General features: G+C 67.9%; 21 protein-coding genes. 13 read left to right on the forward strand and 8 right to left on the reverse strand.

Features of this window, described 5'->3' with window-relative positions:
• Positions 1 to 69: 69 nt before the first annotated feature.
• Both ACIA76_RS36805 and ACIA76_RS36810 read left to right on the forward strand, forming a co-directional pair.
• Positions 70 to 1,197, forward strand: a complete 1,128-nt coding sequence (locus ACIA76_RS36805; RefSeq protein WP_397158923.1) for a glycosyltransferase — start codon at positions 70 to 72, stop codon at positions 1,195 to 1,197.
• An 88-nt stretch (positions 1,198 to 1,285) separates the two neighbouring features.
• A complete protein-coding gene (locus ACIA76_RS36810) occupies positions 1,286 to 2,134 on the forward strand; it encodes an SDR family oxidoreductase (protein WP_397158925.1) in 849 nt (282 codons plus the stop codon).
• Here the strand turns inward: ACIA76_RS36810 and soxR are convergent.
• Entirely contained in the window at positions 2,126 to 2,635 is a 510-nt protein-coding gene (gene soxR, locus ACIA76_RS36815) for a redox-sensitive transcriptional activator SoxR (RefSeq protein ID WP_397158927.1), read from the reverse strand. The two genes, ACIA76_RS36810 and soxR, sit on opposite strands and share 9 nt — an antisense overlap.
• 116 nt (positions 2,636 to 2,751) lie before the next feature.
• Here soxR and arcA point away from each other — a divergent pair, with 116 nt between their 5' ends.
• On the forward strand, positions 2,752 to 3,981 hold the full coding sequence (arcA, locus tag ACIA76_RS36820; protein ID WP_397158928.1) for an arginine deiminase: 1,230 nt from the start codon (positions 2,752 to 2,754) through the stop codon (positions 3,979 to 3,981).
• A 7-nt stretch (positions 3,982 to 3,988) separates the two neighbouring features.
• Positions 3,989 to 4,348, forward strand: a complete 360-nt coding sequence (locus tag ACIA76_RS36825) for a GntR family transcriptional regulator (RefSeq protein ID WP_397158930.1) — start codon at positions 3,989 to 3,991, stop codon at positions 4,346 to 4,348.
• A 3-nt stretch (positions 4,349 to 4,351) separates the two neighbouring features.
• On the opposite strand, the gene ACIA76_RS36830 is transcribed toward ACIA76_RS36825, so the two are convergent.
• Positions 4,352 to 5,956, reverse strand: a complete 1,605-nt coding sequence (locus ACIA76_RS36830; RefSeq protein ID WP_397158932.1) for a dolichyl-phosphate-mannose--protein mannosyltransferase — start codon at positions 5,954 to 5,956, stop codon at positions 4,352 to 4,354.
• A 62-nt stretch (positions 5,957 to 6,018) separates the two neighbouring features.
• On the opposite strand from ACIA76_RS36830, the gene rsmI reads away from it, so the two are divergent.
• The gene (gene rsmI / locus ACIA76_RS36835; protein ID WP_397158933.1) at positions 6,019 to 6,864 is read left to right on the forward strand and encodes a 16S rRNA (cytidine(1402)-2'-O)-methyltransferase; all 846 of its coding nucleotides are present in this window, start codon (positions 6,019 to 6,021) and stop codon (positions 6,862 to 6,864) included.
• 97 nt (positions 6,865 to 6,961) lie between these two features.
• Here rsmI and metG read toward each other — a convergent pair whose 3' ends face one another.
• On the reverse strand, positions 6,962 to 8,521 hold the full coding sequence (gene metG, locus ACIA76_RS36840; protein WP_397158935.1) for a methionine--tRNA ligase: 1,560 nt from the start codon (positions 8,519 to 8,521) through the stop codon (positions 6,962 to 6,964).
• Positions 8,522 to 8,579: 58 nt separating this feature from the next.
• On the opposite strand from metG, the gene ACIA76_RS36845 reads away from it, so the two are divergent.
• Positions 8,580 to 9,407, forward strand: coding sequence for a TatD family hydrolase (locus ACIA76_RS36845; RefSeq protein ID WP_397159089.1), 828 nt, complete (start codon positions 8,580 to 8,582; stop codon positions 9,405 to 9,407).
• Positions 9,408 to 9,600: 193 nt separating this feature from the next.
• On the forward strand, positions 9,601 to 10,728 hold the full coding sequence (locus ACIA76_RS36850; protein WP_397158937.1) for a transglycosylase family protein: 1,128 nt from the start codon (positions 9,601 to 9,603) through the stop codon (positions 10,726 to 10,728).
• Here the strand turns inward: ACIA76_RS36850 and ACIA76_RS36855 are convergent, their stop codons facing one another.
• A complete protein-coding gene (locus tag ACIA76_RS36855; RefSeq protein WP_397159091.1) occupies positions 10,729 to 11,493 on the reverse strand; it encodes an SDR family NAD(P)-dependent oxidoreductase in 765 nt (254 codons plus the stop codon).
• Between the two features lie 171 nt (positions 11,494 to 11,664).
• Here ACIA76_RS36855 and ACIA76_RS36860 point away from each other — a divergent pair, with 171 nt between their 5' ends.
• From ACIA76_RS36860 to rsmA, 3 genes are all read left to right on the forward strand, one after another.
• Positions 11,665 to 12,804, forward strand: coding sequence for a lipase family protein (locus tag ACIA76_RS36860; protein WP_397158939.1), 1,140 nt, complete (start codon positions 11,665 to 11,667; stop codon positions 12,802 to 12,804).
• Positions 12,805 to 12,877: 73 nt separating this feature from the next.
• Entirely contained in the window at positions 12,878 to 14,047 is a 1,170-nt protein-coding gene (locus tag ACIA76_RS36865; RefSeq protein WP_397158941.1) for a lipase family protein, read from the forward strand.
• Between the two features lie 43 nt (positions 14,048 to 14,090).
• Complete coding sequence (gene rsmA / locus ACIA76_RS36870; protein WP_397158943.1) at positions 14,091 to 14,972, forward strand: 16S rRNA (adenine(1518)-N(6)/adenine(1519)-N(6))-dimethyltransferase RsmA; 882 nt, start codon at positions 14,091 to 14,093, stop codon at positions 14,970 to 14,972.
• Here the strand turns inward: rsmA and ACIA76_RS36875 are convergent.
• Together ACIA76_RS36875 and ACIA76_RS36880 are read right to left on the reverse strand one after the other, a co-directional pair.
• A complete protein-coding gene (locus ACIA76_RS36875) occupies positions 14,969 to 17,209 on the reverse strand; it encodes a heavy metal translocating P-type ATPase (RefSeq protein WP_397158945.1) in 2,241 nt (746 codons plus the stop codon). The two genes, rsmA and ACIA76_RS36875, sit on opposite strands and share 4 nt — an antisense overlap.
• A 55-nt stretch (positions 17,210 to 17,264) precedes the next feature.
• Positions 17,265 to 17,474, reverse strand: a complete 210-nt coding sequence (locus tag ACIA76_RS36880) for a heavy-metal-associated domain-containing protein (protein ID WP_397158947.1) — start codon at positions 17,472 to 17,474, stop codon at positions 17,265 to 17,267.
• Positions 17,475 to 17,603: 129 nt separating this feature from the next.
• Here ACIA76_RS36880 and ACIA76_RS36885 point away from each other — a divergent pair, with 129 nt between their 5' ends.
• Entirely contained in the window at positions 17,604 to 18,536 is a 933-nt protein-coding gene (locus ACIA76_RS36885; protein ID WP_397158948.1) for a 4-(cytidine 5'-diphospho)-2-C-methyl-D-erythritol kinase, read from the forward strand.
• Positions 18,537 to 18,651: 115 nt separating this feature from the next.
• Positions 18,652 to 20,448, forward strand: coding sequence for an ABC-F family ATP-binding cassette domain-containing protein (locus ACIA76_RS36890; protein WP_397158949.1), 1,797 nt, complete (start codon positions 18,652 to 18,654; stop codon positions 20,446 to 20,448).
• Here the strand turns inward: ACIA76_RS36890 and ACIA76_RS36895 are convergent, their stop codons facing one another.
• Together ACIA76_RS36895 and ACIA76_RS36900 are read right to left on the reverse strand one after the other, a co-directional pair.
• The gene (locus tag ACIA76_RS36895; protein WP_397158951.1) at positions 20,449 to 21,276 is read right to left on the reverse strand and encodes an Abi-alpha family protein; all 828 of its coding nucleotides are present in this window, start codon (positions 21,274 to 21,276) and stop codon (positions 20,449 to 20,451) included.
• On the reverse strand, positions 21,264 to 22,583 hold the full coding sequence (locus ACIA76_RS36900; protein WP_397158953.1) for a hypothetical protein: 1,320 nt from the start codon (positions 22,581 to 22,583) through the stop codon (positions 21,264 to 21,266). Before ACIA76_RS36900 ends, ACIA76_RS36895 begins: the two co-directional genes overlap by 13 nt.
• 278 nt (positions 22,584 to 22,861) lie before the next feature.
• Between ACIA76_RS36900 and ACIA76_RS36905 the strand changes: the two genes are divergently transcribed.
• Positions 22,862 to 23,746 carry an Abi-alpha family protein gene (locus ACIA76_RS36905; protein WP_397158954.1) on the forward strand — a complete coding sequence of 295 codons (885 nt, stop codon included), beginning with the start codon at positions 22,862 to 22,864 and terminating at the stop codon, positions 23,744 to 23,746.
• The last annotated feature ends 70 nt before the right edge of the window (positions 23,747 to 23,816 follow it).

The raw sequence follows: 23,816 nt of genomic DNA on the forward strand, positions 1-23,816 counted from the left end.
AGCCCATACTTCCGCGCCTGTTCACGCTGTGTTGACCCGAGTGGTCTGGTGGGCGGGAACGATCGGCGGGTGCGCATCGTTCAGCTGGCGAACTTCTATGGTCCGCGGTCTGGGGGACTTCGCACCGCCCTGCATCATCTGGGGGCGGGGTATGTGGCGGCGGGGCATGAGGTGGTGTTGGTCGTGCCCGGGGCACGGCGCGGGGAGGAAGTGCTGGGGAGCGGGGTGGTGCGGATTACCGTGCCCGCGGTGGGGATTCCGTGGACCGACGGATATCGGGCGGCGGATCCGCGGCGGGTGGCCGATGTGCTGGCCGGATTGCGGCCGGATGCGCTGGAGGTGTCGGATCGGCTGACGTTGCGCGGGTTCGGCCGGTGGGCGCGGCGGCGGGATATCGCGGGAGTGATGATCTCGCATGAGCGGCTGGATCGGCTGCTCGGGCAGGTGCTGCCCGGGCCGATGGCGCGGCGCGCGGCCGATGCGGCGAATCGGCGGACCGCGGCGGAGTACGACATCGTGGTCTGCACAACCGAATTCGCGCAACAGGAGTTCCAGCGCATCGAGGCGCCGAATGTGGCGCTGGTGCCGCTGGGTGTGGATCTGGAGATGTTCAGCCCGCGCCGGCACGACGGACGGCTGCGTGCCGAACTCGGCGGGGGAAATCCGCTGCTGGTGCACTGCGGCCGGTTATCGGTGGAGAAGCGGGTGGATCGCAGTATCGCGGCGGTGCACGCGCTGCGACGCGGGGGATGTGACGCGCGGCTGATCGTGGTCGGCGACGGGCCGCGCCGGGAGTCGTTGCAGCGGTTGGCACGCGGGCTGGCCCCGCTGGGCGACGGGCGGGCGGCGGTGCACTTCACCGGATTCGTGGAGGATCGCACACGGCTGGCGACGCTGTTGGCCAGTGCCGACGTCTCACTGGCGCCCGGGCCACACGAGACGTTCGGGCTGGCCGCGCTCGAGGCGCTGGCGACGGGCACGCCCGTGGTGGCCAGCCGATCCTCGGCGCTGGCCGATATCGTGACCGCCGACTGTGGTGCGGTCGCCGCCGATCATCCGACCGCGTTCGCGCAGGCCGTCACCGATGTGCTGGCGCTGCCGCTCACCCAGCGCCGGCTGGCCGCGCGCAGCCGGGCCGAACAGTTTCCGTGGCGGGTCGCGGTGGCCAGGATGCTGAGGGTTTTCACGGGTCGCTGACGGCAGGTTTCGAGCCCGGAGCGTCGCGAGCCCGTATGCTCCTCGGCAGCACAGGAATACGTCCGGTCAACAGCATTCGAGGAACGGCGTGCGTGATCGCTTGAAGTCCGTCAGCGGTAAGAAGACCCTGATCACCGGTGCGGCCAGCGGAATCGGGCGTGCGACCGCGATCGCCGCGGCGCGCGCCGGGGCCGAGCTGGTGCTCACCGATATCGCCGCCGAGGGGCTGGCCGATACGGTCGAGGCCATCGGGCGCGACGGTGGCAAGGTGCTGGCATCGCGGGCCCTGGATATCAGCGATTACGAGGCGGTCCGGGAGTTCGCCGAGGAGATTCACGCGCAGCACGGCAGCCTCGATGTGGTGATGAATGTCGCGGGGGTGTCGGCCTGGGGCACCGTGGAGAATCTGGAACATCGGCACTGGCGGCGGATGATCGATGTCAATCTGATGGGCCCGATCCACATCATCGAGACGTTCGTTCCGCCGATGGTGCGCGCCGGGCGCGGCGGGGCGCTGGTGAACGTGTCCTCGGCGGCCGGACTGCTGGCCTTCCCGTGGCATGCCGCCTACAGCGCCAGCAAGTTCGGCTTGCGCGGGGTGTCGGAGGTGCTGCGATTCGACCTCGAGCGGCACGGGATCACTGTGCATCTGGTGGTGCCGGGCGCGGTGGACACCCATCTGGTCGAGACCGTCGAGATCGCCGGGGTGGATCGGGACGATCCGCGAATTCAGCGCTACACCAAGCGTTTTCAGAAACATGCCGCATCGCCGGAGAAGGTGGCCCAGCAGATCCTGCGCGGTATCGAGCGCAATCGCTTCCTGATCCATACCTCCCTCGAGGTCCGCTTCGGTTACTGGTGGGCCCGCAAGTTCGCCTGGCCGTACGAATTCGTCATGCGCCGCGCGAACGATGTGTTCAATTCGTTCCTACGCTGATTCCGCGGGTTCGACGCAGCCGTCGAGGTCGTCCTTGGCGCAGTTGAGGTTCACATCCAGCACGCGCGCGCCCGGCCCCTGGTCGCCGAGTTTGTCGTGCCAGTTGGCGATGCGGCAGCTGGCCAGGGACAGACAGCCGCAGCCGATGCAGCCGGTGAGACTGTCGCGCAGCCGGACCAGCTGTTCGATGCGCTGATCGAGATCGGTCTGCCACAGGGTGGACAGCCGTTCCCAGTCCTTGCGATTGGGGGTGCGGCCCTCGGGCAGGGTGTCCAGGGCCTTGCGAATCTCGCTGAGCGGGATCCCGACTCGCTGCGAGATGCGGATGAAGGCGACGCGACGCAGAGTCTCGCGGGAGTAACGGCGCTGATTACCGCTGGTGCGGCGGCTGGTGATCAGACCCTCGCGTTCGTAGAAATGCAGCGCGGACACCGCGACTCCGCTACGTTCGGACAACTGCCCGGGTGTGAGCTCCTTGGCTTGCCAGGTGGTGTGCTGCATATCCTCAACAATACTTTAGGTTAGATGAGGTTTATGCCCGTTCGGAAGAACTGGGGGGCGGGGTGGGGCCAGCGAATTCCGTGCCAATGCGGCCCGTGACGATTACGGTCGAAGCCATGGAAGCAGAGGCTGTGCCGTCGGCGCGACCGTTTTCCGTGACAAGCGAGGTCGGTGCGCTGAACACGGTGCTGTTACACCGACCCGGTGACGAATTGCGTCGGCTGACCCCGCGCAACAACGATCAATTGCTGTTCGACGGAATCCCCTGGGTCGAACGCGCCCAGCAGGAACACGATGTCTTCGCCGACGTGCTGCGCGGGCGCGGGGTGGAGGTGCTGCTGCTGCGCGAACTGCTGGTGGAGACGCTGGCGGCGAGCCGGCCCGGCCGCAGCATGGGCATCACCGCCGCGGTCGACGCGCGCCGCATCGGCCATGGGCTGGCCGAGGATCTCAAGGCATATCTGCGCGGGGTGCCGCCGGGGGATCTGGCCCGCGTTCTGATGGCCGGGATGACCTTCGACGAGCTGCCGTTCGGGCCCGATGCCACCTCGCTGGTGCGGCGCATGCATCACGGCACCGACTTCGTCATCGATCCGCTGCCGAATCTGCTGTTCACCCGCGACTCGTCGTTCTGGGTGGGCTCGAAGGTGGCGATCACCTCGTTGGCCCTGCCCGCGCGGGCCCGCGAGACCTCGCTCACCGATCTCATCTACGCTTTCCATCCGCGTTTCCTGGGTGTGCGGCGGGCCTATGAATCGCATACCGCGCCGATGGAGGGGGGTGACGTGCTGCTGCTGGCCCCGGGTGTCGTCGCGATCGGGGTGGGCGAGCGGACCTCCCCGGCCGGGGCGGAGGCCCTGGCGCGCAGCCTGTTCGAGGACAGCCTGGCCCGGACCGTGCTGGTCGTGCCGATCGCGCAGAACCGGGCGACCATGCATCTGGATACCGTGTGCACGATGGTCGACCGCGATGCGGTGGTGATGTATCCCGCGGTGCGGGATTCGCTGTGCGCGTTCACCATTCGCAAGGAGGACGACGGTACGGTGAGCATGTACGGTCCGGATCCGTTCCTGCCGGCCGCGGCCGAGGCGATGGGCATCGACAAGCTGCGCATCATCGATACCGGACTCGACGGCGTCACCGCCGAACGAGAGCAGTGGGACGACGGCAACAACACCCTCGCGCTGGCGCCGGGCGTGGTCGTCGCCTACGAACGCAACGAGAATACGAACGCGCGGCTGACGGACGCGGGTATCGAGGTGCTCACCATCCCGGGCTCCGAACTGGGCTCGGGCCGTGGCGGACCCCGCTGCCTGTCCTGTCCGCTCGCGCGCGACGAGATGTGAGACGGCCATGCTCGAGATTCCGGTCGACCATCATTCGACGGTCCCGCCGTACGAACAGTTGCGCCAAGGCATCATCTCCCGGGTCCGGTCCGGTGAGCTGACGGCCGGAACGAAGATCCCGACGGTTCGGGCGCTCGCGGCCCAATTGAGTCTGGCGCCCAATACGGTGGCGCGCGCCTATCGCGAACTGGAACAGGACGGGGTACTCGAGACCCGCGGGCGACTGGGCTCGTTCATCGCCTCCTCGGGCGATCCGACCCGGGATGCGGCCGGGCGCGCGGCCACCGAATACGTCGCCGTCATCCGGCGGCTGGGACTCGACGACGAGGCGGCGCTGCGCTACGTACAGGCGGCGCTCAACGAATAGCGGTCACTTCCAGCTGGGCAGCCACAGATGGTTGTGCCAATCGTCCGGCGTGATCGGCAGGGCCGTGAGAATCGGCCACAGCCAGATGAAGTTGGCGACCACGAGCGCGAGATACAGGCATACCAGTAGCAGATTGAGGTTGCGCCGCTCGGTGGTGATCAGCCAGCGCCGCCCGCCGGGTCCGCGGGTGAACGGTGCGGGCCCGAGGATATCGCCGAGTACCAGCGCGATGCCCATCGCCAGGAACGGGGTCAGCACCAGCGCGTAGAAGTAGTACATCTGCCGATCCAGTACCGCGAACCACGGCAGGATGCCCGCGCCGTAGCCGACCAGTACCGCGGCATAGCGCCAATCGCGCCGGGTCGCGGTGCGCCAGATCGCCCAGGCCAGCATGGGCAGCGCCAGCCACCAGATGGCGGGCGTGCCGATCAGCATCACCGCCTTCACGCAGACCGATTGCCCGCAGCCGGTCACCCCGGTGTCGGCGTAGTAGTAGAGCATCGGCCGCAGCGACATCGGCCAGGACCACGGCTTGGACTCCCATGGGTGGTGATTACCGGCCGAATTGGTCAGGCTCTCATGGAAATTCAGCGATTCACCGTGGTTGTGCCACAGCGAGCGCAGCGCGTCGGGCACCCAGGACCAGAAACCGTCGGATCCGATCGGATCCTTCCCGGCGTAGGGATTGCCGACCGAATAGCGGTCGTAGCCGTCCTCGCTGGCGAACCAGAACGAATAGCTGCCCAGATAGACCAGCACCGGTATGAGCACCAGCGCGTAGAGAGCGGGGCCGATATCGCGGATCGCGGTGCCCGCCCAGGGCCGCGGCACCCGATAGGCCCGCCGGGCCGCGAGATCGAATCCGACCGAGAGCAATCCGAACGCGGCGATGAAGTACATCCCCGACCATTTCGTGCCGCAGGCCAGTCCGAGCAGCACGCCGGCGCCGAAACGCCACCAGCGCACCCCCAGCCGAGGTCCGTAGACGCTCAACGCGATTCGGCCCTGGGCGTCGGCGCGGGCCAGCCGCTCGCGCACCCGGTCGCGATCGACGATCAGGCAGCCGAAGGCGGCCGTGACGAACAGCGCCTGGAAGATGTCGAGCATGCCGATGCGCGACCCCACGAAAGTGGTTCCGTCGCAGATCAACAGCAGGCCCGCGAAGGCGCCGATCAGCGTCGAGCGGGCCAGGCGGCGGGTGATGCGGATGGCCAGCAGCACGATGATCGATCCGGCCACCGCGGCACTGAACCGCCAGCCCCAGGGGCTGTAGCCGAAGATCATCTCGCCCAGCGCGATCATCTGCTTGCCGACCGGCGGATGCACGATCACCCCGTAGGCCGGATTGTCCTCGACCCCGCCGCCGGTGAGCATCTGCCAGGCCTGCGCGGGGTAGTACTTCTCATCGAAGACCGGCGTGCCCGCATCGGTGGGATAACCCAGTTCCAGGAACCGGGTGATCACCGCGATCGTGGTGAGGAACAGCGTCACCACCCAGCCACGCGCCCAATCGGTTGGTCCGAAGTCGGGGGAGGGGCGTAGTGGCGCCGGACTGGACAATGCCGGGCCCGCGCCGATCGGCGGTGCAACGTCGGTCAGCTGGGTCACGCGCTCGAGTCTATTGGGTCGTGTGGTGGGGTAGGGGGACTGGAAGTGAGACGGGAGTGGTGATGACTGAGCAGCCCGCCGGGCGGTTGGTGCTCGCGGCGACGCCTATGGGGGACGTCGGGGACGCCTCGGCGCGGCTGCGGGAGGCGTTGGGGTCGGCGCAGATCGTGGCCGCGGAGGATACGCGGCGGACGAAGGCGCTGGCCAAGGCGTTGGAGGTGGAGATCACGGGGCGGGTGGTGAGCTTCTACGATCATGTGGAGGCCGCGCGGATCCCGTTGCTGCTGGAGGAGATCGAGGCCGGGAGCACTGTGCTGCTGGTGACCGATGCGGGGATGCCGTCGGTCAGCGATCCGGGGTATCGCATGGTGGCCGCGTGTGTGGAGCGCGGGCTGGCGGTGACCTGTCTGCCCGGACCGTCGGCCGTCACCACCGCGCTGGCCCTGTCCGGATTGCCGATGGAGCGATTCTGTTTCGATGGTTTCGCGCCGCGCAAGGGCGGCCAGCGCAAGCAATGGTTGCGCACGTTGGTGCGCGAACCGCGGGCCGTCGTGTTCTTCGAGGCGCCGCATCGACTGGCCGACTGTCTGGCCGACGCCGTCGAGGTGCTCGGCCCCGGCCGCCGCGCGGCGGTCTGCCGCGAACTGACCAAGACCTATGAGGAGGTCGTGCGCGGAACGCTCACCGAACTGGCGGCCTGGGCGGTCGAGGGCGCGCGCGGTGAGATCACCGTGGTCGTCGAGGGCGCCCCGCCGCTGTCGGCCGATCCCGCCGAACTCGTCGACGAGGTCGAGGCGCTGGTCGCCGAGGGTATCCGCCTCAAGGAGGCCTGCGCGGAGGTCGCCGCCGCCACCGGCGCCTCGCGCCGCGAACTCTACGACGCCGTGCTGGCCGCCCGCGTCGAGTGATCCCCGGCTTTTCGGGGCGTGTTTGAAACGCGGATGTTTCGTATCATCGAAGGGTGATGGTGCCGATTCTGTGGGCGGCACCATCGCGATCGCAGGCTCAGTCCTTGGGCTCCACGTACTTCGGGAACACCGGCTCGGGCGCGGGCAGTGCGAGTCCGGCCTCGATCGGGGTGGCCAGATCGGCGAAGCCGCGATGGGTCTGCCCGAGCTGATCGAGGATGCGATCCGCCGATCCGGGAATGATCGGCTGCACCAGGATCGAGACGATGCGCAGTACCTCGAGGGTTACGTACAGCACCGTGGCCTCGCGGGCGATATCCTCCGGCGTGCCCGATTTGGCCAGCGCCCAGGGCTGCTGCGCGGAGAAGTACCGGTTCGTCTCGCCCAGCGTCAGCCAGATCGCGTCCAGCGCGAGATGCATCTGCTGCTGGTCGAATTCGGCGCGGCAGCGCTCGAGCAGACCGTTCGCGCGGTCGAGCAGTTCGCGATCCTCGGCGGTGAACTCGCCCGGAGTCGGTACGGCCGAACCGAAGTCGCGCGCGACCATCTTCAGGCTGCGCTGCACCAGATTGCCGTACTCGTTGGCCAGATCGGTGTTGATCCGGCCGACGATCGCGTCGTGGCTGTAGGAGCCGTCCTGCCCGTAGGAGATCTCGCGCAGCAGGAAGAACCGCACGGCATCGAGCCCGTAGTTCTCGACGAGGTCCAGCGGGTCGACCACATTGCCGACCGACTTCGACATCTTCTCGCCCTTGTTGTACAGAAACCCGTGCACGAACACGCGTTTGGGCAGTTCCACCCCGGCCGACATCAGGAACGCGGGCCAGTACACGGTGTGGAAGCGGGTGATGTCCTTGCCGATGATGTGCAGATCGGCGGGCCAGAACTTGCGGAACGACTCCGAATCGGTGTTCGGGAAGCCCACGCCGGTGATGTAGTTGGTGAGCGCGTCGACCCAGACGTACATCACATGCGCCGGATCGCCCGGCACCGGAACGCCCCAGTCGAAGGTGGTGCGGGAGATGGACAGATCCTTCAGCCCGGCCTTCACATAGCTGACGATCTCGTTGCGCCGCGTCGCGGGCCCGATGAAATCGGGCCGCTGCTCATACAATTCGAGCAGCCTGTCCTGATACTTCGACAGGCGGAAGAAGTAGTTCGACTCCTCGGTCCACTCCACCGGCGTGCGTGTCTCGGTGGCCAGCCGGGTGCCGTCCTCGAGGACGGTCGTCTCCTCCTCGGTGTAGAACGCCTCGTCGCGCACCGAGTACCAGCCGGAGTAGGTGTCGAGGTAGATATCCCCGGCCGCCTTCATACGCTCCCAGATCGCGACCGAGGAGATCTGATGATCCTCGTCGGTGGTGCGGATGAACCGGTCGAAGGAGATGTCGAGGGTCTTGTCCATGGCCTCGAACACATCGGAGTTGCGCGCGGCGTACTCCTCGACGGTGACGCCCGCGGTCCGCGCGGCCTGCTGCACCTTCTGGCCGTGCTCGTCGGTGCCGGTCATGAAGAACACATCGAAGCCGTCCAGGCGCTTGAACCGGGCCAGGGCGTCGGACGAGATGTACTCGTAGGCATGCCCGATATGCGGCGCGCCATTGGGATAGGCGATGGCCGTGGTGATGTAGAAGGCGGGGCGTCCGGGTGCTGTCATGGTGTCACTACTGTAGTCCGCGTGACCCTGACCGCTCATGCCGATATCCCGCGCGACCATGGTCGGTAACCGACCCGCGCCCGAGGCTCCCGAACCGCTGTTCCCGCTGGTCGACGCCCATACCCATCTGGACGCCTGCGGCGCCGACGATGCGGAATCGGTTGCGGCCGTGGTGGATCGGGCCGCCGCGGTGGGCGTCGGCCGGGTGGTGACCGTCGCCGACGATCTCGATGCCGCGCGCTTCGCCGTCCGGGCCGCGCAGTGGGATCCGCGGGTGTACGCCGCGGTCGCGCTGCATCCGACCCGGGCCAACGCCCTCGACGATGCCGCCAAGGCCGAACTGGAGAAGCTGGCCGCTGATCCGCGTGTGGTCGCGGTCGGCGAGACCGGGCTGGACTACTACTGGCCCGGCAAGCTCGACGGCTGCGCCGAGATCGAGGATCAGGTCGAGGGCTTCCGCTGGCATATCGATCTGGCCAAGCGACTGGACAAGCCGCTGATGATCCACAACCGCGAGGCCGATCACGATGTGCTGGCGGTGCTGCTGGACGAGGGCGCGCCGGATACCGTGATCTTCCACTGCTTCTCCTCCGACGCGGCGATGGCGATGGCCTGCGTGGAGGCGGGCTACATCCTCAGCTTCTCCGGCACGGTCAGCTTCCGCAACGCCCGCGAATTGCGCGAGGCGGCGAAACTCGTTCCGGACGCGGGGATTCTGGTGGAGACCGACGCGCCCTTCCTGACCCCGCATCCGTTCCGCGGCGCCCCCAACGAGCCCTACTGCCTGCCCTATACCGTGCGCGCCCTCGCGGAGCTGCGCGAACGGGATCCGGCCGAACTCGCGGCGATCACCACCGCCAATGCCGAACGCGTATACGGCATCTGAGCCCGCTCAGTGGGCTGGATCACAGGGCGACCGTTCGGTGGGCGCGCTGTGGTTCTGCCCACTAACATGACCGCGTCGTAATCTATCCGCGGCCGTGTTATCCGGCCGTTATATGGAAATCGCCTGGTCTATACCATCTATTGCCAGGCCCTGACCCCGTCGTTATCGTGTTGTGACCATGCCGGAGCTTCGGATGTCCGCTCTCCAGCGGATCAACTCGTCGCGATCGCCGCTGCTGTACGCGGCGATCGGCGCGATGCTGATCACGCTGATCCTGGGTGCGTCCCTGGCGATCCTGCACCGCAAGACCGTGACGCTGGTCGTCGACGGCCAACAGTCCACGCTCAGCACGATGTCGGTGAATGTGCGCGGGGTGGTGAAGGCCGCCGGATTCGTGGTGCACGCCAAGGACGCGCTCGCACCCTCCGGCGATGCCGCGGTCCCCGACGGCGGGACCATCACGCTGAACCGGGCCAGGCCCGTGGCGGTCACCTTCGACGGCAAGGTGCACCAGCTGTGGACGACCGGCTACACCGTCGCCGACGCGCTGACCCAATTGCAGATCCCCACCGACGTTTTCGTCTCACCGCCGCGGCCGACACCGCTGCCGCTCGAGGGCGCCGCATTGGCGATCACCAGTCCGAATACGGTGCTGCTGGGTAATAACGGCGGTGCGCCGGAGATCGTGCGCATCGCCGCGCCGACGGTCGGTGAGTTGTTGCAGGTCGAGCACATGCCGCTGGTCGATCAGGACACCGTCGAACCGCCGGTGGATACCAAGCTCAGCGTCGGGATGAAGATCACCGTGACGCGCAAGCGGGTGGAGAATCGCCTCGAGCGCGTGCCGCTGGATCCGCCGGAGAACGTCATCGAGGATCCGACGATGAATATGAGCCGCACTGTGGTCGAGGATCCCGGTAAGGCGGGCGTACAGGATGTGACGTTCGCCGTCTCCATCGTCAATGGCCATGAGGCGGACAAGAATCCGATCGCCAGCACCGTGATCGTGCCGGCGGAGACGAAGACCGTCCGCAAGGGCGCCAAGCCCGGCACCGAGGTGCCGCCCGTGCGCGACGGGGTGATCTGGGACGCCCTGGCCGGATGCGAATCCCATGGCAACTGGGCGATCAACACCGGCAACGGGTATTACGGCGGAATCCAATTCGATCAGGGGACCTGGGAACGCCAGGGCGGCCTGCGCTACGCGCCGCGGGCCGATCTGGCCACCCGCGACGAACAGATCGCCATCGCCGAGGTGACGCGGGCCCGGCAGGGCTGGGGTGCCTGGCCCTCGTGCACGAGTCGGCTGGGGATCGGCTGATCACATCAGCGCGCCGCCGTCGACGCGGATCTCCGATCCGGTGATGTAGCGGCCCTCGTCGGAGGCGACCATCGCGACCACGCCCGCGACATCGTCCGGCGTGCCGAGCGCGCCCCGGTCGAGCCAGCCGGTGAGCCGGGCGAACAGCTTCCAATCGGTGTCCTCGGGCACGGCCAGATTCGAGGTGAGGCCGGTGTCGATGCCGCCGGGGACGATATTCACCGCGCGCAGGCCCTGTTTCGCGTATTCGAGCGCGATCGCGTGCGTCATCGCGTTCACCCCGCCCTTCGAGGCCGAATAGGCGGCCATATAGGGATGCGCGCCGAAGGCCGAGGTGGAGGAGAAGTTCACGATCACCGGATGGGTCCCCCGCAGCAGATGCGGGATCGTGGCCTGGATCATCAGGAAGGTTCCGGTCAGATTGATCGCGATGACCTGATTCCAGGATTCCAGGGACATCTCGTGGGTGTGCGCGGCGCGGTGGATTCCGGCGGCGTTGACCAGGACATCGAGCCCGCCGAGGAATTCGGTGGCCGCGGCGGTGCCCGCCCGCACCGAGTCGGCATCGGAGATATCGACCACCACGGTGTGCAATCGGGCGCGGGTATCGCCGTCGACGGCCTCGACGGTCCCCTTCAGACCCTCCTCGGAGATGTCGACCCCTGCCAGCACGGCGCCCTCGGCCAGGAGCCGGCGGGCGATACCCCGCCCGATTCCCGAACCGGCTCCGGTGACGAGCACTCGTCGTCCGTCGTATCTACGCAGCATTGCGCTCGTCCTAACTCTCTGCGGACCATTTCGCGACACACCGAAACTAGAACGGGTATCAGTTCGCGTCAATGTGTACGATTCGTGCCGATCGGTCTGGTCTCGTCCCGGTTTGCTTGACGCAACGGAAAGTGGTGCTGGATGCGATTGCTCGGTTCCCGTAGGCGCATGGCGGTGGCCGTCGCGACGGCCGGGACGGCTCTCATCGTGAGCGGGACGCAGGCGGATGCGGCGGTGTCCGCGCCCGGGACGCCGATCACCGTCGTCGCCCGGCCCGACGGATGGCGGGGGATGCCGGGCGTCGGTTCCGTGCTCGAGTACTGGACGAGCGCCTCGGACGGATCGACCCAGCCCGCCACGGGCGCGGTCTTCGTCCCGCCCGGTCCGACGCCTCCCGGCGGCTGGCCGATCGTCGCCTTCGATCACGGCTCGCTCGGCCTCGGACCCGATTGCGGCGGGCAGGCCGAACCGGAGAAGGGGCCGTGGCCCGACCGCCGGGTGCACGAGGACACCTTCCTGCGCGGCTTTCTCACCAAGGGGTTCGCGCTGGTCGCGCCGGACTATCTGGGGCTGGGGCGCTTCGATACCGGCACCCATCCGTATCTGGAGTTGAAGACCGAGGCGAGCTCGACGATCGATATGGTCACCGCTGCCCGGACCGCGCATCCCGAACTCGGGCGCAAATGGGTGGTGTTCGGTGGTTCGCAGGGCGGTCAGGCGGCGCTGGGCACCGGATATCTGCAGCGGAAACTGGCTCCGGAGTTGGACTTTCGCGGCACGATCGCCCTCGACCCCGAATCCGAGGTGGAGAATCTGCTGCCGATGGCCGGGCCGTGGGGGCCGGATCTGCCCAGCACGATCGGCGATGCGCTGACGGCGGTCGTGGTGAGCATTCTCGCCGGGCTGCGGACGGGGCGACCCGATGCGAAGGTGGACGGCTACCTCTCGCCGCGCGGCCGGCAGATCCTCGACAGTGTCGCCAAATCGTGCCTGGACGCGATCGCCGACCGCGTGACCGGGGTCGGTGTCAGCGATCTGCTGTCGAAACCGTTGTCGGACAATCACTTCCGTGCGATGCTGGCCGACTATCTGGGTGTGCCGGTCAGCGGTTACGACCGGCCGATCCTGCTGCTGCTCAACGCCCTGGACCTCTCGGTGCCCTCGCCGCTGCACGCCGCCCTGGTGGCTCGCTTCGCCGCCAATCACGTCGACTACCGGGCAGTGACCGGTACGGGGCGGCATATGCAATTGAACAAGGAGATGACGGCCGCGGTGGACGAATTCCTCGCGCGCGTGCGCGAGGCGTAGCTCTCACCCTGCTCTCACAAACCGCCGGTACGCTCGCCCCGGTTTTGCTGGTGCGAGAAGAAGTGCGGTGGTCATGCGGGTCTCGGGTAGCTGGCGGGTGATCGTCGCCGCGGCGGTGTCGGCGGGTGCGATGGTGTGTGTTGCGGCTCCGGCCCAGGCCGCGGGGGTCGCGGGGACCGCGATCTCGGTGATCGCGCAGCCCGACGGCTGGCGGGGGATGTCCGGCGGCGCGGTCGTCGACTACTGGATGACCGGATCGGACGGCTCGGTGCGGCCCGCCAGCGGCGCGCTGTTCGTGCCGAGCGGCGCGGCCCCGGCGGGCGGCTGGCCGATCATGGCCTACGACCACGGCACCTCCGGGCTGGGACCCGGATGCGGCGGGCAGTCCGATCCCGCGAGCGCGCCCTATCCGCAGAACAAGGCCAAGACGGATCGGACCCTGAAGTACTTCCTGGACAAGGGATTCGCGGTCGTCGCACCGGACTATCTCGGACTGGGCCGCTTCGACACCGGCACCCATCCGTATCTGGAACGCAAGACCGAGGCCACCGCGACCATCGATCTGGTGCGCGCCGCCCGTGCGACCCATCCCGAACTGTCGCGCACCTGGGCGGTCTTCGGCGCCTCGCAGGGCGGCCAGGCCGCGCTCGGCACCGGTCACCTGCAGCGGAGCTATGCGCCGGATCTCGATTTCCGCGGCACGATCGCGCTGGATCCCGAATCCGATGTGGAGACGCTGCTTCCCGCGGCGGGCCCGTGGGTGCCCGACGTTCCCGGGATGAGCGGTAACGGCACCACCTCGTTCATCGTCAGCATCCTCGCGGGTCTGCGCGAAGCTCGGCCCGGTCTCGATGTCGACAGCTATCTGAGCCCGCGCGGCAAGGAGATCGTCGACGGCGTCGGCGGGCTGTGCCTGGACGCCATCTCCGATCGCGTGCAGGGCGTGAGCATCGGTGAGCTGCTGTCGCGCCCGCTGGACGATCCCGCGTTCCGGACCGCCCTCGCCGACTACATGGCAGTCCCCACCAGCGGCTACGACGCCCCGATCCTGTTGCTGCTCAACGCCGCCGATATGACCGTGCCCGCCCCGCTGCACGCGACCCTGGCCGCCCAGCTGGCCGCGCACGGCGTCGATTTCGGATCGGTCGTCGGCACCGGGAAGCACTGCGAGATGGACGATCGCATGTGGTCGGCCGTCGATGCCTTCACCGCCCGGATCCTGGCGAGGCCCGCGCAACACTGAGCCGCGGCGAGCGCGACCCGTGCCGCTTGGTAGTTTGTCGGGCGTGTCCGAACCTGTTATCGCTGCCCGGGGGCAGGCCGAATTGCTCGGCCCGGCCGAGGTCCGGGTATTGGCGGAGCGGTTCGGCGTGCGACCCACCAAACAGCTCGGGCAGAACTTCGTGCACGACGGGAACACCGTCCGGCGGATCGTCGCCGCGGCGGGCGTCGGGCGCGACGATGTGGCGGTCGAGGTCGGTCCGGGACTCGGCTCGTTGACGCTGGCGCTGCTGGATGTGGTGGATCGGGTGATCGCCGTCGAGATCGATCCGGTGCTGGCCGCGCGGTTGCCGGGAACCGTCGCCGAGCGCGCGCCCGGACTGGCCGAGCGGTTGAGCGTGGTCGAGGCCGACGCGCTGCGGGTACGGGCCGCGGATCTGCCGGGCCGCCCGACCGCGCTGGTGGCGAATCTGCCCTATAACGTCGCGGTTCCGGTGCTGCTGCATCTGCTGGCCGAATTGCCGAGTCTGCGAACCGCTCTGGTGATGGTTCAGGCGGAGGTCGCCGATCGGCTCTCGGCCGAACCCGGATCGCGCGTCTACGGTGTGCCGAGCGTGAAGGCCGGATTCTTCGGTACCGTCCGCCGGGCCGGGGCCGTCGGCCGCCAGGTCTTCTGGCCGGTTCCCCAGGTCGAATCCGGTCTGGTCCGCATCGAGCGCTACATCACCCCGCCGTGGCCGCAGGACGACGACCATCGCCGCCGCGTCTTCGCCGTCGTCGATGCCGCATTCGCCCAGCGCCGCAAGACCTTACGCGCGGCCCTGTCGGGCTGGGCGGGCTCGGCGGCCGAGGCGGAGAATCGCCTGGTCGCCGCGGGCATCGATCCCACTGCCCGCGGCGAAACCCTGGACACCGCCGCCTTCGTCAGGCTCGCCCAGCAGGGCTAGATCCCGGCGCGAAATGCCCGCAGCCGCAGGCTGTTACTCACCACGAACACACTCGACAGCGCCATCGCGGCCCCGGCCAGCATCGGATTGAGCAGGCCCGCGGCGGCCAGGGGCAGGGCCGCGACGTTGTAGCCGAAGGCCCAGAACAGATTGCCCTTGATCGTGCGCAGGGTGGCCCGGGACAGGCGGATGGCCGTGCCGACCGTGCGCAGATCGCCGCGGACCAGGGTGATATCGCTCGCCTCGATCGCGACATCGGTGCCGGTGCCCATGGCCAGGCCCAGATCGGCCTGGGCGAGGGCGGCCGCATCGTTGACGCCGTCGCCGACCATGGCGACGACCCGGCCTCGATCCTGCAGCCGTTTCACCACATCCAGCTTGTCGCTGGGCAGTACCTCGGCGATCACCTCGTCGATGCCGACCTCCTCGGCGACCGTACGCGCGGCCGCGGCATTGTCGCCGGTCAGCAGCACCGGGGTCAGGCCCAGTGCCCGCAGGTCCGAAATCGCCTCGGCGCTGGTGGATTTGATCGCATCGGCGATTACCAGCACGCCCCGCGCGATACCGTCCCAGGCGACCACGATCGCGGTCCGTCCGGCGGCCTCGGCCTCGGATTTGGCCCGCCCCAACGACTCCGGCACCGCGACGGCCCAATCCGCGAGCAGTTCGGTGCGCCCGATCACCACCGCGCGCTCGCCGACCATGCCCTGTACGCCCTTGCCGCCGTGGGAGACGAACTGCCGCACCGGCTCCGGCGTGAGTCCGCGCTTCGTGGCCCCGGCGACGACGGCCCGCGCCACGGGATGTTCGGAGCCGTGCTCCACCGCGGCCGCGACCGCGAGCAGTTCGTCCTCATCCTGACCGGTCACCGGAATCACCTGTGCCAGAGTCATCGTCCCGGTGGTGACGGTGCCGGTCTTGTCCAGCACCACGGTATCGATGCGCCGGGTCGACTCCAGCACCTGCGGACCCTTGATCAGGATGCCCAGCTGCGCCCCGCGCCCCGTTCCGACCAGAAGTGCGGTGGGCGTGGCCAATCCGAGTGCACACGGGCACGCGATGATCAACACCGCCACCGCCGCGCCGAACGCGGTCGCGATCGATGCTCCCGAGCCCAGCCAGAAACCCAGCGTCACAACGGAAATCGCGATGACGATCGGTACGAACACCCCGGCCACTCGATCGGCCAGCCGCTGCACCGGCGCCTTACCGTCCTGCGCCTGTTCCACCAGCGTCGCCATCTGCGCCAGCTGGGTATCCGAGCCGATTCGGGTGGCCCGAACCGTCAGCACCCCACCGACATTGACGGTCGCGCCCACGACCTGATCACCCGGACCGACCTCGATCGGCGCCGACTCACCGGTCAGCATGCTCATATCGATCGCGGAATTGCCGTCGGTCACCACGCCGTCGGTGGCGACCTTCTCCCCGGGGCGGACCAGGAAGGTCTCATCGACCCGCAATCGGTCGACGGGAAGCCGGATCTCGACGCCGTCGCGCAGCACCGCGACCTCCTTGGCGCCCAATTCCAGCAGCGCCCGCAGCGCCGATCCGGCCCGCTCCTTGGCCCGGGTCTCGAAGTATCGGCCCGCCAGGATGAAGACGATCACCCCGGCCGCCACCTCGAGATAGATATTCCCCGCCGAAGAGCCGCGCTCGACGGCGAGGCTGAAACCGTGCTTCATACCGGGCATTCCGGCATCGCCGAAGAACAGCGCGTACACCGACCAGGCATAGGCGGCGAGGGTGCCCAGCGAGATCAGGGTGTCCATGGTGGCGGTCGCATGCCGCGCGTTGACCCACGCGGCGCGATGGAACGCGGCCCCGCCCCAGAACACCACGGGCGTGGCCAGCGTGAGCGAAAGCCATTGCCAGTTACGGAATTGCAGGGCGGGCGCCATCGCCAGGGCGATCACCGGCACGGCCAGCGCGAGGCTGATCAGTAACCGCTGCCGCAGCTGTCGCGCCGGTGACGGCGTCGAATCCGCCGCTGCCCCAGCCGAAGCGGCGGTGTCGCGCAGCTGGGCGGTGTATCCGGCGTCGACGACCTTCTCGATCAGATCATCGGCGCTCACCGAGGTCGGGAAGTGGACCCGCGCCTTCTCCGTGGCGTAGTTGACCGTCGCGGTGACACCGTCGATCCGGTTGAGCTTCTTCTCGATTCGGGCCGCGCACGAGGCGCAGGTCATACCGCCGATCTCGAGTTCGACCGAGCGTTCACTCGTGGGCGCGCTCATCGTGACCCCCTGTCGTGACCGTCTGAGAATCGCCGTGCCCGGGGGGCCGGGTCGCTCATGAATTCGCCACCTCGTACCCCGCCTCGTCGACGGCGGCGACGACCTCGGCATCGGAGATCGGCGCGGCGGATTCGACCAGGACCCGGCCGGTGGCGAGGTCGACATCGACGCTGGAGACGCCGTCGATCCTGCCGATCTCCTTCTGCACCGCCGACACGCAGTGGCCGCAGGTCATGCCGGTGACGGTGTAGGTGCTGGTGGCCATGATCGACTCCTCGGTTTCGGTTTTATACGGTGCGGGGGTATCCCCGACATCTCTGAACATACCCATGGGGGGTACTAGAAGCAAGTGCCTTGTCACATGAGGGCGGTGTCCGCATTACGCTTGGGGCTCGTGCTTTCAGTTGTGCCCAGTCCCGTGGTCGTGCGGGCGCCGTCGAAGGTCAACCTGCACCTGGGAGTGGGTGAGGCTCGCCCCGACGGCTATCACGAGCTGACCACGGTATTCCAGGCGCTCTCGTTGAGCGACGACGTGGAGATCGCCCCGGCGAGCTCACTCGCGGTGCGAGTGAGCGGCGAGGGCGCGGCCGACGTGCCGACCGATCGTACGAATCTGGTCTGGCAGGCGGCGGTGCGACTCGCGCATGTGGGCGGCCGAGCGCCGTTGGTGGAGATCGCGATCCGCAAGGGGATTCCGGTGGCGGGCGGTATGGCCGGCGGCAGCGCCGATGCGGCCGCCGCGCTGGTCGGGCTCAACGAGCTGTGGGATCTGGGTCTGGCGCGCGATGAGCTGGCGGCGATCGGGGCCGAACTCGGCAGCGATGTGCCGTTCGCGCTCTACGGCGGCACCGCGCTGGGGCGGGGGCGCGGGGAGAAGCTGCTGCCGGTGTTGTCCCGCAACAGTTTTCATTGGGTGTTGGCCCTCGGCAAGGGCGGTTTGTCGACCCCGGCGGTGTATCGCGAACTCGATCGACTGCGCGACCAGGGCGATCCGCCGCGCCTGGGCGAGCCTCAGGAACTGTTGCAGGCGTTGGCCTCCGGCGATCCGCGTCAGCTCGCCCCGCTGCTCGGCAACGATCTGCAGGCCGCGGCCCTGTCGCTGAAACCGGAGCTGCGCCGCACGCTGCGCGCGGGCGTGGAGGCGGGCGCCCTCGCCGGAATCGTCTCCGGTTCGGGGCCCACCTGTGCGTTCCTCTGTGCCGACGAGGCCGCGACCGTGGCCGTCTCGGCCGAGTTGTCCGGGGCCGGGGTATGTCGCAGCGTCCGCACGGCCAGCGCGCCGGTGCCGGGAGCGCGGGTCCTCGGTGAGCCCACCCCGCGCCCCTGACCTCCGACCGATCAGCCGACGATATCGGCGATGCGGTCCACCTGATCGGAGTCGGTGCCAACTTCGCCATCCCAGTAGGCTGGCTCGAGGTAAGTACCGACAACACCGAGGACCCATGGCAAACCTGATCAACCTGGAACAAGTCCACAAGAGTTTCGGCATCACGCCGTTGCTGGACGACGTCTCGCTCGGCGTGCAGGAGGGCGAGCGGATCGGGGTCGTGGGTCTCAACGGCGGCGGTAAGACGACGCTGCTGGAGGTGTTGACCGGACTCGAGCCGCCCGACAGCGGCCGGGTGAGCCGCGTGGGTGGGCTGCGTATAGCCGTGGTCACCCAGCGCGGCGTGCTGCCGGAGGGCGCCGCGGTCGGCGAGGTGGTGCTCGCCGGTCTGGCCGAGGACGCCCGGACCGACGGGGTGGCCGAACATGAATGGGCCGCCAATCCGCGCATCCGGAATGTGCTCGAGGGCATCGGCATCGCCGACCTCGGCATGGACGCCCCGGTCGCGAACCTCTCCGGCGGCGAGCGTCGCCGAGTCGCATTGGCGGCGGCCCTGGTTCGCGAGCTCGATCTGCTCGTGCTCGACGAGCCCACCAACCACCTCGACGTCGAGGGCGTGCAATGGCTGGCCGAACATCTGCTGGCGCGGCGTAGCGCCCTGGTCGTGGTCACCCACGATCGCTGGTTCCTCGACACTGTCGCCACCCGCACCTGGGAGGTGGTGGGCGGCAAGGTGGAAAGCTACGAGGGCGGCTACAACGACTGGATCTTCGCCCGCGCCGAGCGCTCTCGCCAATCCGACGCCTCCGAGGCGCGCCGCCGCAATCTGGCCCGCAAGGAGCTGGCGTGGCTGCGCCGCGGCCCACAGGCCCGCACCTCCAAACCGCGCTACCGCGTCGAGGCGGCCGAATCGCTGATCGCCGATGTGCCGCCGCCGCGCGACACCGTCGAACTGGCCGCCTTCGCGCGAAAGCGGTTGGGGCGCGTGGTGATCGAGCTCGAGGACGCCACCCTGTCCACCCCGGACGGGCGCGAACTGGTGCGCGATCTGACCTGGCGGCTGGCCCCGGGCGAGCGGGTCGGCCTGGTCGGCGTCAACGGCTCCGGCAAGACCACGCTGCTGCGCGCGCTGGCGGGCGATACGGAACTGCCCTCCGGCAAGCGCATTCAGGGCCAGACCATCCGAATCGGCTGGCTACGTCAGGAACTCGACGATCTGCCCACGAAGATGCGTGTGCTGGAGGCGGTTTCGGATATCGCTGAGCGAATCACGTTGGGCGACAGGGAGGTCTCGGCGAGCCAGCTGGCCGAGCGGCTCGGCTTCACCCCGGCCAAGCAGCGCACCCCGGTCGGTGATCTGTCCGGCGGTGAGCGTCGCCGCCTGCAGCTGACCCGCATCCTGATGAGCGAGCCCAATGTGCTGCTGCTCGACGAGCCCACCAACGACCTCGATATCGACACCCTGCAGCAGCTCGAGGATCTGCTCGACGGCTGGGCGGGCACGCTCGTGGTGATCAGCCACGACCGCTATCTGATCGAGCGCATCTGCGATTCCACCTGGGCCCTGTTCGGCGACGGCAAACTCACCAACCTGCCCGGCGGCATCGAGGAGTATCTGCGCCGCCGCGCCGCACTGGCCGGGACCACGCGCCGCGCGGGCGCCGCACCCGCGAATTCCGCCGCGTCCGGGACGGATTCGGCCGCCTATCGGGCCACCCGCAAGGAGCTGTCCAAACTGGAACGGGCCATCCAGAAGCTCGACGAACGCGAGGCCCGCCTGCACAAGGCCCTCGCCGAGGCCGTCACCGATCCGGATAAGCTCGTGAGCCTCGGCACGGAACTGAAACAGGTCCAGGCCGAGAAGGAGTCCACCGAGGAGCGCTGGATGGAACTCGCCGAGCAGGTCGGTTAGCTACAGCGCCTGATCCAGCGGCGGTACCGGCAGGCAGGTGCGGACGAAGTCCGCACCGAAGCCTGTCAGCGCGATGCCGCGATAGAACACCTTGGTGCCGAATCCGCTGCGCTTGAGCAGTTTCCGCACCTCGGGCTGGGATTCCAGGAGCTGATAGCGGGTCGGATTGTCCAGCGGTTCGCGGGTCCATTCGGCCAGGCCGAGGCGGCGCAGATTGGTCAGATAGGAGTCCGCGCGATCCGGGAAGCGCAGGGCCGCGTCCTCGCCGATCATGTTGAGGCCCATGGCCGTTCGCGGTGCGCCCGGATTCAGCGCGCGTCCGGTGCGCACATCGAGGGCGGGCTGCGGACCGTCGAGATACAGGTGGCGCAGGATCCGCGCCTCGTCGGGGGCCAGTTCGGCGAGGATGCGCGCGAAGGCCGGATGATCGTCGTCGCCGGCGTGCACATCGGCCGAGCGGCGCAGCAGTTCGGCACCGCGATCGCGCAGGCCCGGTATGTTCGCCGTCGCGTTCGGCGCCTCGGATCCGGGCGGGATGCCCAGGGCCCGGCGCACCGAATCCCGCACCTGTTCACCGGCTTCGGATAACACCTCGCGCGTCGGGCGCCCGGCCATACTGCCGCGCACGACGGTGCTCGTGACACCCAGCGCGGTGCCCAGCCCCCACGCGGTCGCCTCGGTGACCGCCGACAGGGCGACCCAGACGACGCCGGTCGCGGTGCGCACGGGCCCGGTGGAATGGACGGCGGGGGTTGTGCTCCGCCTTGGCACGAGTTCGGTGGAATACCCGCGACTTTCGTCGTTGTCCGAGTCGTTCACCACGGCCATGGTGCTACTCCTGTTCCGAAGATCAGGATATGAGCGTAACCCGCGAACAGGCCCAATACGCCGCCATGCACGAACAAAAGCCACTCGTCCTGTTTGATGGCTGAGCGCAGCATGTCCACGAAGTCCGGCGGCTTCAGCGCCGCCATCTGTTTGGCGATGTAGACGCCGACCTGTTTGCTCTGCTGGGCGTTGAACGCCGGATCGGAGAAGGCGGCCGGTGCGAGATCCTTGGTCTTATCGGTGAGTCTGGTCTGCAGCGTCTCGTAATCCCGGCTGCCGATCATGAACTTCAGGGCGCCGCGCGCGGGCCCGAGCGCGCGATCGGTCGCCGGGCGCACGGTGTCCTCGAGGATCTGCATGGTGCGATCCGAGCGCGGTCCGTTGAGCAGTTCGTCGCCGATATTGGCGTAGGTCATGATCTGGCTGGCCACCAGATCCGCATAGCCCTCGGTGATTTCGGGCTGGCGTTTGATCAACAGGCCCTGCCGCCACGGGCACCACCATTTCGGATAGGCCGGTTCGAAGATCAGATTGATGCCGATCCAGTTGACCACCCAGCCGATGATCACCCCGCCGACGGGCAACACCACCAGCGGATGCGGATACAGATGCATCAGGAATACCAGCACCACACCCATCGGCGCGCCGAAGTAGAAACCGAAGTTCTGCATGAACCGCAGTTCTTTTGCGCCGAGCACCTGGAACACCATGTTCAACAACTGCGGCCGCGATTGGAAGTAGCGGATCACCATCGACTTGACGTCGAGGAGCTGTTCGATGTTGTTGCCCAACTCGTCGGTGAGCTCGCGCAGGATCTCGGGCAATTGCTGGCGCACCCGCTCGTGCACCATCTCGCGAATCTGGGTGGGCAGGTTGAACCACAGCTGTGGATGCTCACGGATCGCGATTTCCTCGACGATGTCGCGGATCTGATCCTGCGCGATGTCGATGAAATGCTCTGCCAGCGCGTCGGGATCGAGCTCACGGTAGAAGTCGCCGACGCTGCCCAATTTGGCCAGGCCCTTGTCCACGGCGATCGAGGCCATCTTGTCCGCGCGTGAGGGCACGATGCCCTGCCACCCCATCCGGCCGTCCCACTGCAACAGTGGCAGCACCTGAATTCGCTTCGGCAGATAGGGGAACAACCATCGCAGCCCCGGAACATGCAGGCCGTGGAAGTGGAGCGGCTTGAACAACATCAACACGCCGGTCCAGTTGGTGATGTATCCGATGACTCCGGTGAACAGGGGGATGGTGATCAGTTCGAGCCACCAGCTCGGGGCGACATTGAACAAACTCTCCAGCACGACACCCTCCTGCCGACCCCAATACCGGTGACCGCCGCCACACCGGCACCTCAACGTACCCCGTCGGCACGCTGGACCTTACTGTGGATTCAGGAAACCGGTCCAATTCTCGTGAAGGTTCCCCTTCACTGGACCCTTGGGTGGGAGACTTCGGTCACACGCGGGTCTGGAATGTCGCGCTCACGTCGCGGGTACCGGAAGAATGACCCTCACCACATCATCGGCGACGGCGGCAATAACGCGTGGGCCGCGCACCCACCTTGGATACGGAGAAGGACGTGGCAGACGACAGGACCGGACAGGATGTGGTCCGCCCCGGTTCCCGTGCGGTGGAACGCAGCTCAGATGTGGAGCAACGGCAGATCAGCAACGAGGCCCGCCTGATTCGCGGCGTATTCCGCGCGGCCGGACTCGCGGCCGGGACCGCGGTGCGGGGCAGTCAGTGGGCCGTCGGCACCACCTACGAGGTGGGCAAGCAGATCACCCAGGCGGCATTGGACGGCGAATCGTCCGCCGAAATCGCCGAGCGCGCCGGGGCCGCATTGCAGTCGGTGGCGCGCAACATCCTCGGCGTGACCGAGGGTTCGGTCCGCGAGATCGTCAGCTACGTCCCGACCTCCAACGGGCACAATCATCATCAGCAGACCGCGCTCGCCACCGGTTATGTCCGGTCGGGGACGCTCGACGATCTGCGTCGGCGCGGCGATGCGCTGCTGGCCCGGTCCGCGGATGTGTACTTCACCGAGGATGTGCATCCGGCCTACGACCGCATCCTGGACCAGATCGCCCCCGACGAGGCCCGCATCCTGCGGTTCATGGCGCTCAACGGGCCGCAGCCGTCGGTGGATGTGCGCACCAATCGCCCGCTGGGCATCGGTTCGGAGCTGGTCACCGGCGATCTGACCTCGGTACCCGAACAGGCCGGGGTGCGCTATCCCGATCGCGCCCGGTTGTATCTGATCAACCTCAACCGGCTCGGGCTGCTGATCACCTCCGACGATCCGGTGGTGCTGAGCCGCTATATGGTCCTCGAGGTGCAGCCGCTGGTCGAGACGGCATTGAAGCAGGCCGGTCGCGCGCCCAAGATCGTGCGAAAGAGCCTGCGCTTGACCGGGTTCGGCGAGGACTTCTGCAAGACCTGCTTCACCATCAACGGGAGCTAGGCCCGGACTCGGCTCTGCTACAGATTTCCCGATCCGTGCGAATCTTCGGCATCGGATGGGATTGTTGAAG

Origin of the sequence: Nocardia sp. NPDC051570 (genome assembly GCF_044454005.1) — a bacterium.
Lineage (GTDB): Bacteria > Actinomycetota > Actinomycetes > Mycobacteriales > Mycobacteriaceae > Nocardia.

Bases quoted from the DNA above. Each gene is read 5' to 3' on its own strand.
- arcA (WP_397158928.1), top strand. From the start codon at position 2,752: ATGGAAGCAGAGGCTGTGCCGTCGGCGCGACCGTTTTCCGTGACAAGC.
- ACIA76_RS36850 (WP_397158937.1), top strand. From the start codon at position 9,601: ATGTCCGCTCTCCAGCGGATCAACTCGTCGCGATCGCCGCTGCTGTAC.
- ACIA76_RS36865 (WP_397158941.1), top strand. From the start codon at position 12,878: ATGCGGGTCTCGGGTAGCTGGCGGGTGATCGTCGCCGCGGCGGTGTCG.
- rsmI (WP_397158933.1), top strand. From the start codon at position 6,019: ATGACTGAGCAGCCCGCCGGGCGGTTGGTGCTCGCGGCGACGCCTATG.
- soxR (WP_397158927.1), bottom strand. From the start codon at position 2,635: ATGCAGCACACCACCTGGCAAGCCAAGGAGCTCACACCCGGGCAGTTG.
- ACIA76_RS36825 (WP_397158930.1), top strand. From the start codon at position 3,989: ATGCTCGAGATTCCGGTCGACCATCATTCGACGGTCCCGCCGTACGAA.
- ACIA76_RS36860 (WP_397158939.1), top strand. From the start codon at position 11,665: ATGGCGGTGGCCGTCGCGACGGCCGGGACGGCTCTCATCGTGAGCGGG.
- ACIA76_RS36875 (WP_397158945.1), bottom strand. From the start codon at position 17,209: ATGAGCGCGCCCACGAGTGAACGCTCGGTCGAACTCGAGATCGGCGGT.
- ACIA76_RS36880 (WP_397158947.1), bottom strand. From the start codon at position 17,474: ATGGCCACCAGCACCTACACCGTCACCGGCATGACCTGCGGCCACTGC.
- ACIA76_RS36845 (WP_397159089.1), top strand. From the start codon at position 8,580: ATGGTCGGTAACCGACCCGCGCCCGAGGCTCCCGAACCGCTGTTCCCG.
- metG (WP_397158935.1), bottom strand. From the start codon at position 8,521: ATGACAGCACCCGGACGCCCCGCCTTCTACATCACCACGGCCATCGCC.
- ACIA76_RS36890 (WP_397158949.1), top strand. From the start codon at position 18,652: ATGGCAAACCTGATCAACCTGGAACAAGTCCACAAGAGTTTCGGCATC.
- ACIA76_RS36895 (WP_397158951.1), bottom strand. From the start codon at position 21,276: ATGGCCGTGGTGAACGACTCGGACAACGACGAAAGTCGCGGGTATTCC.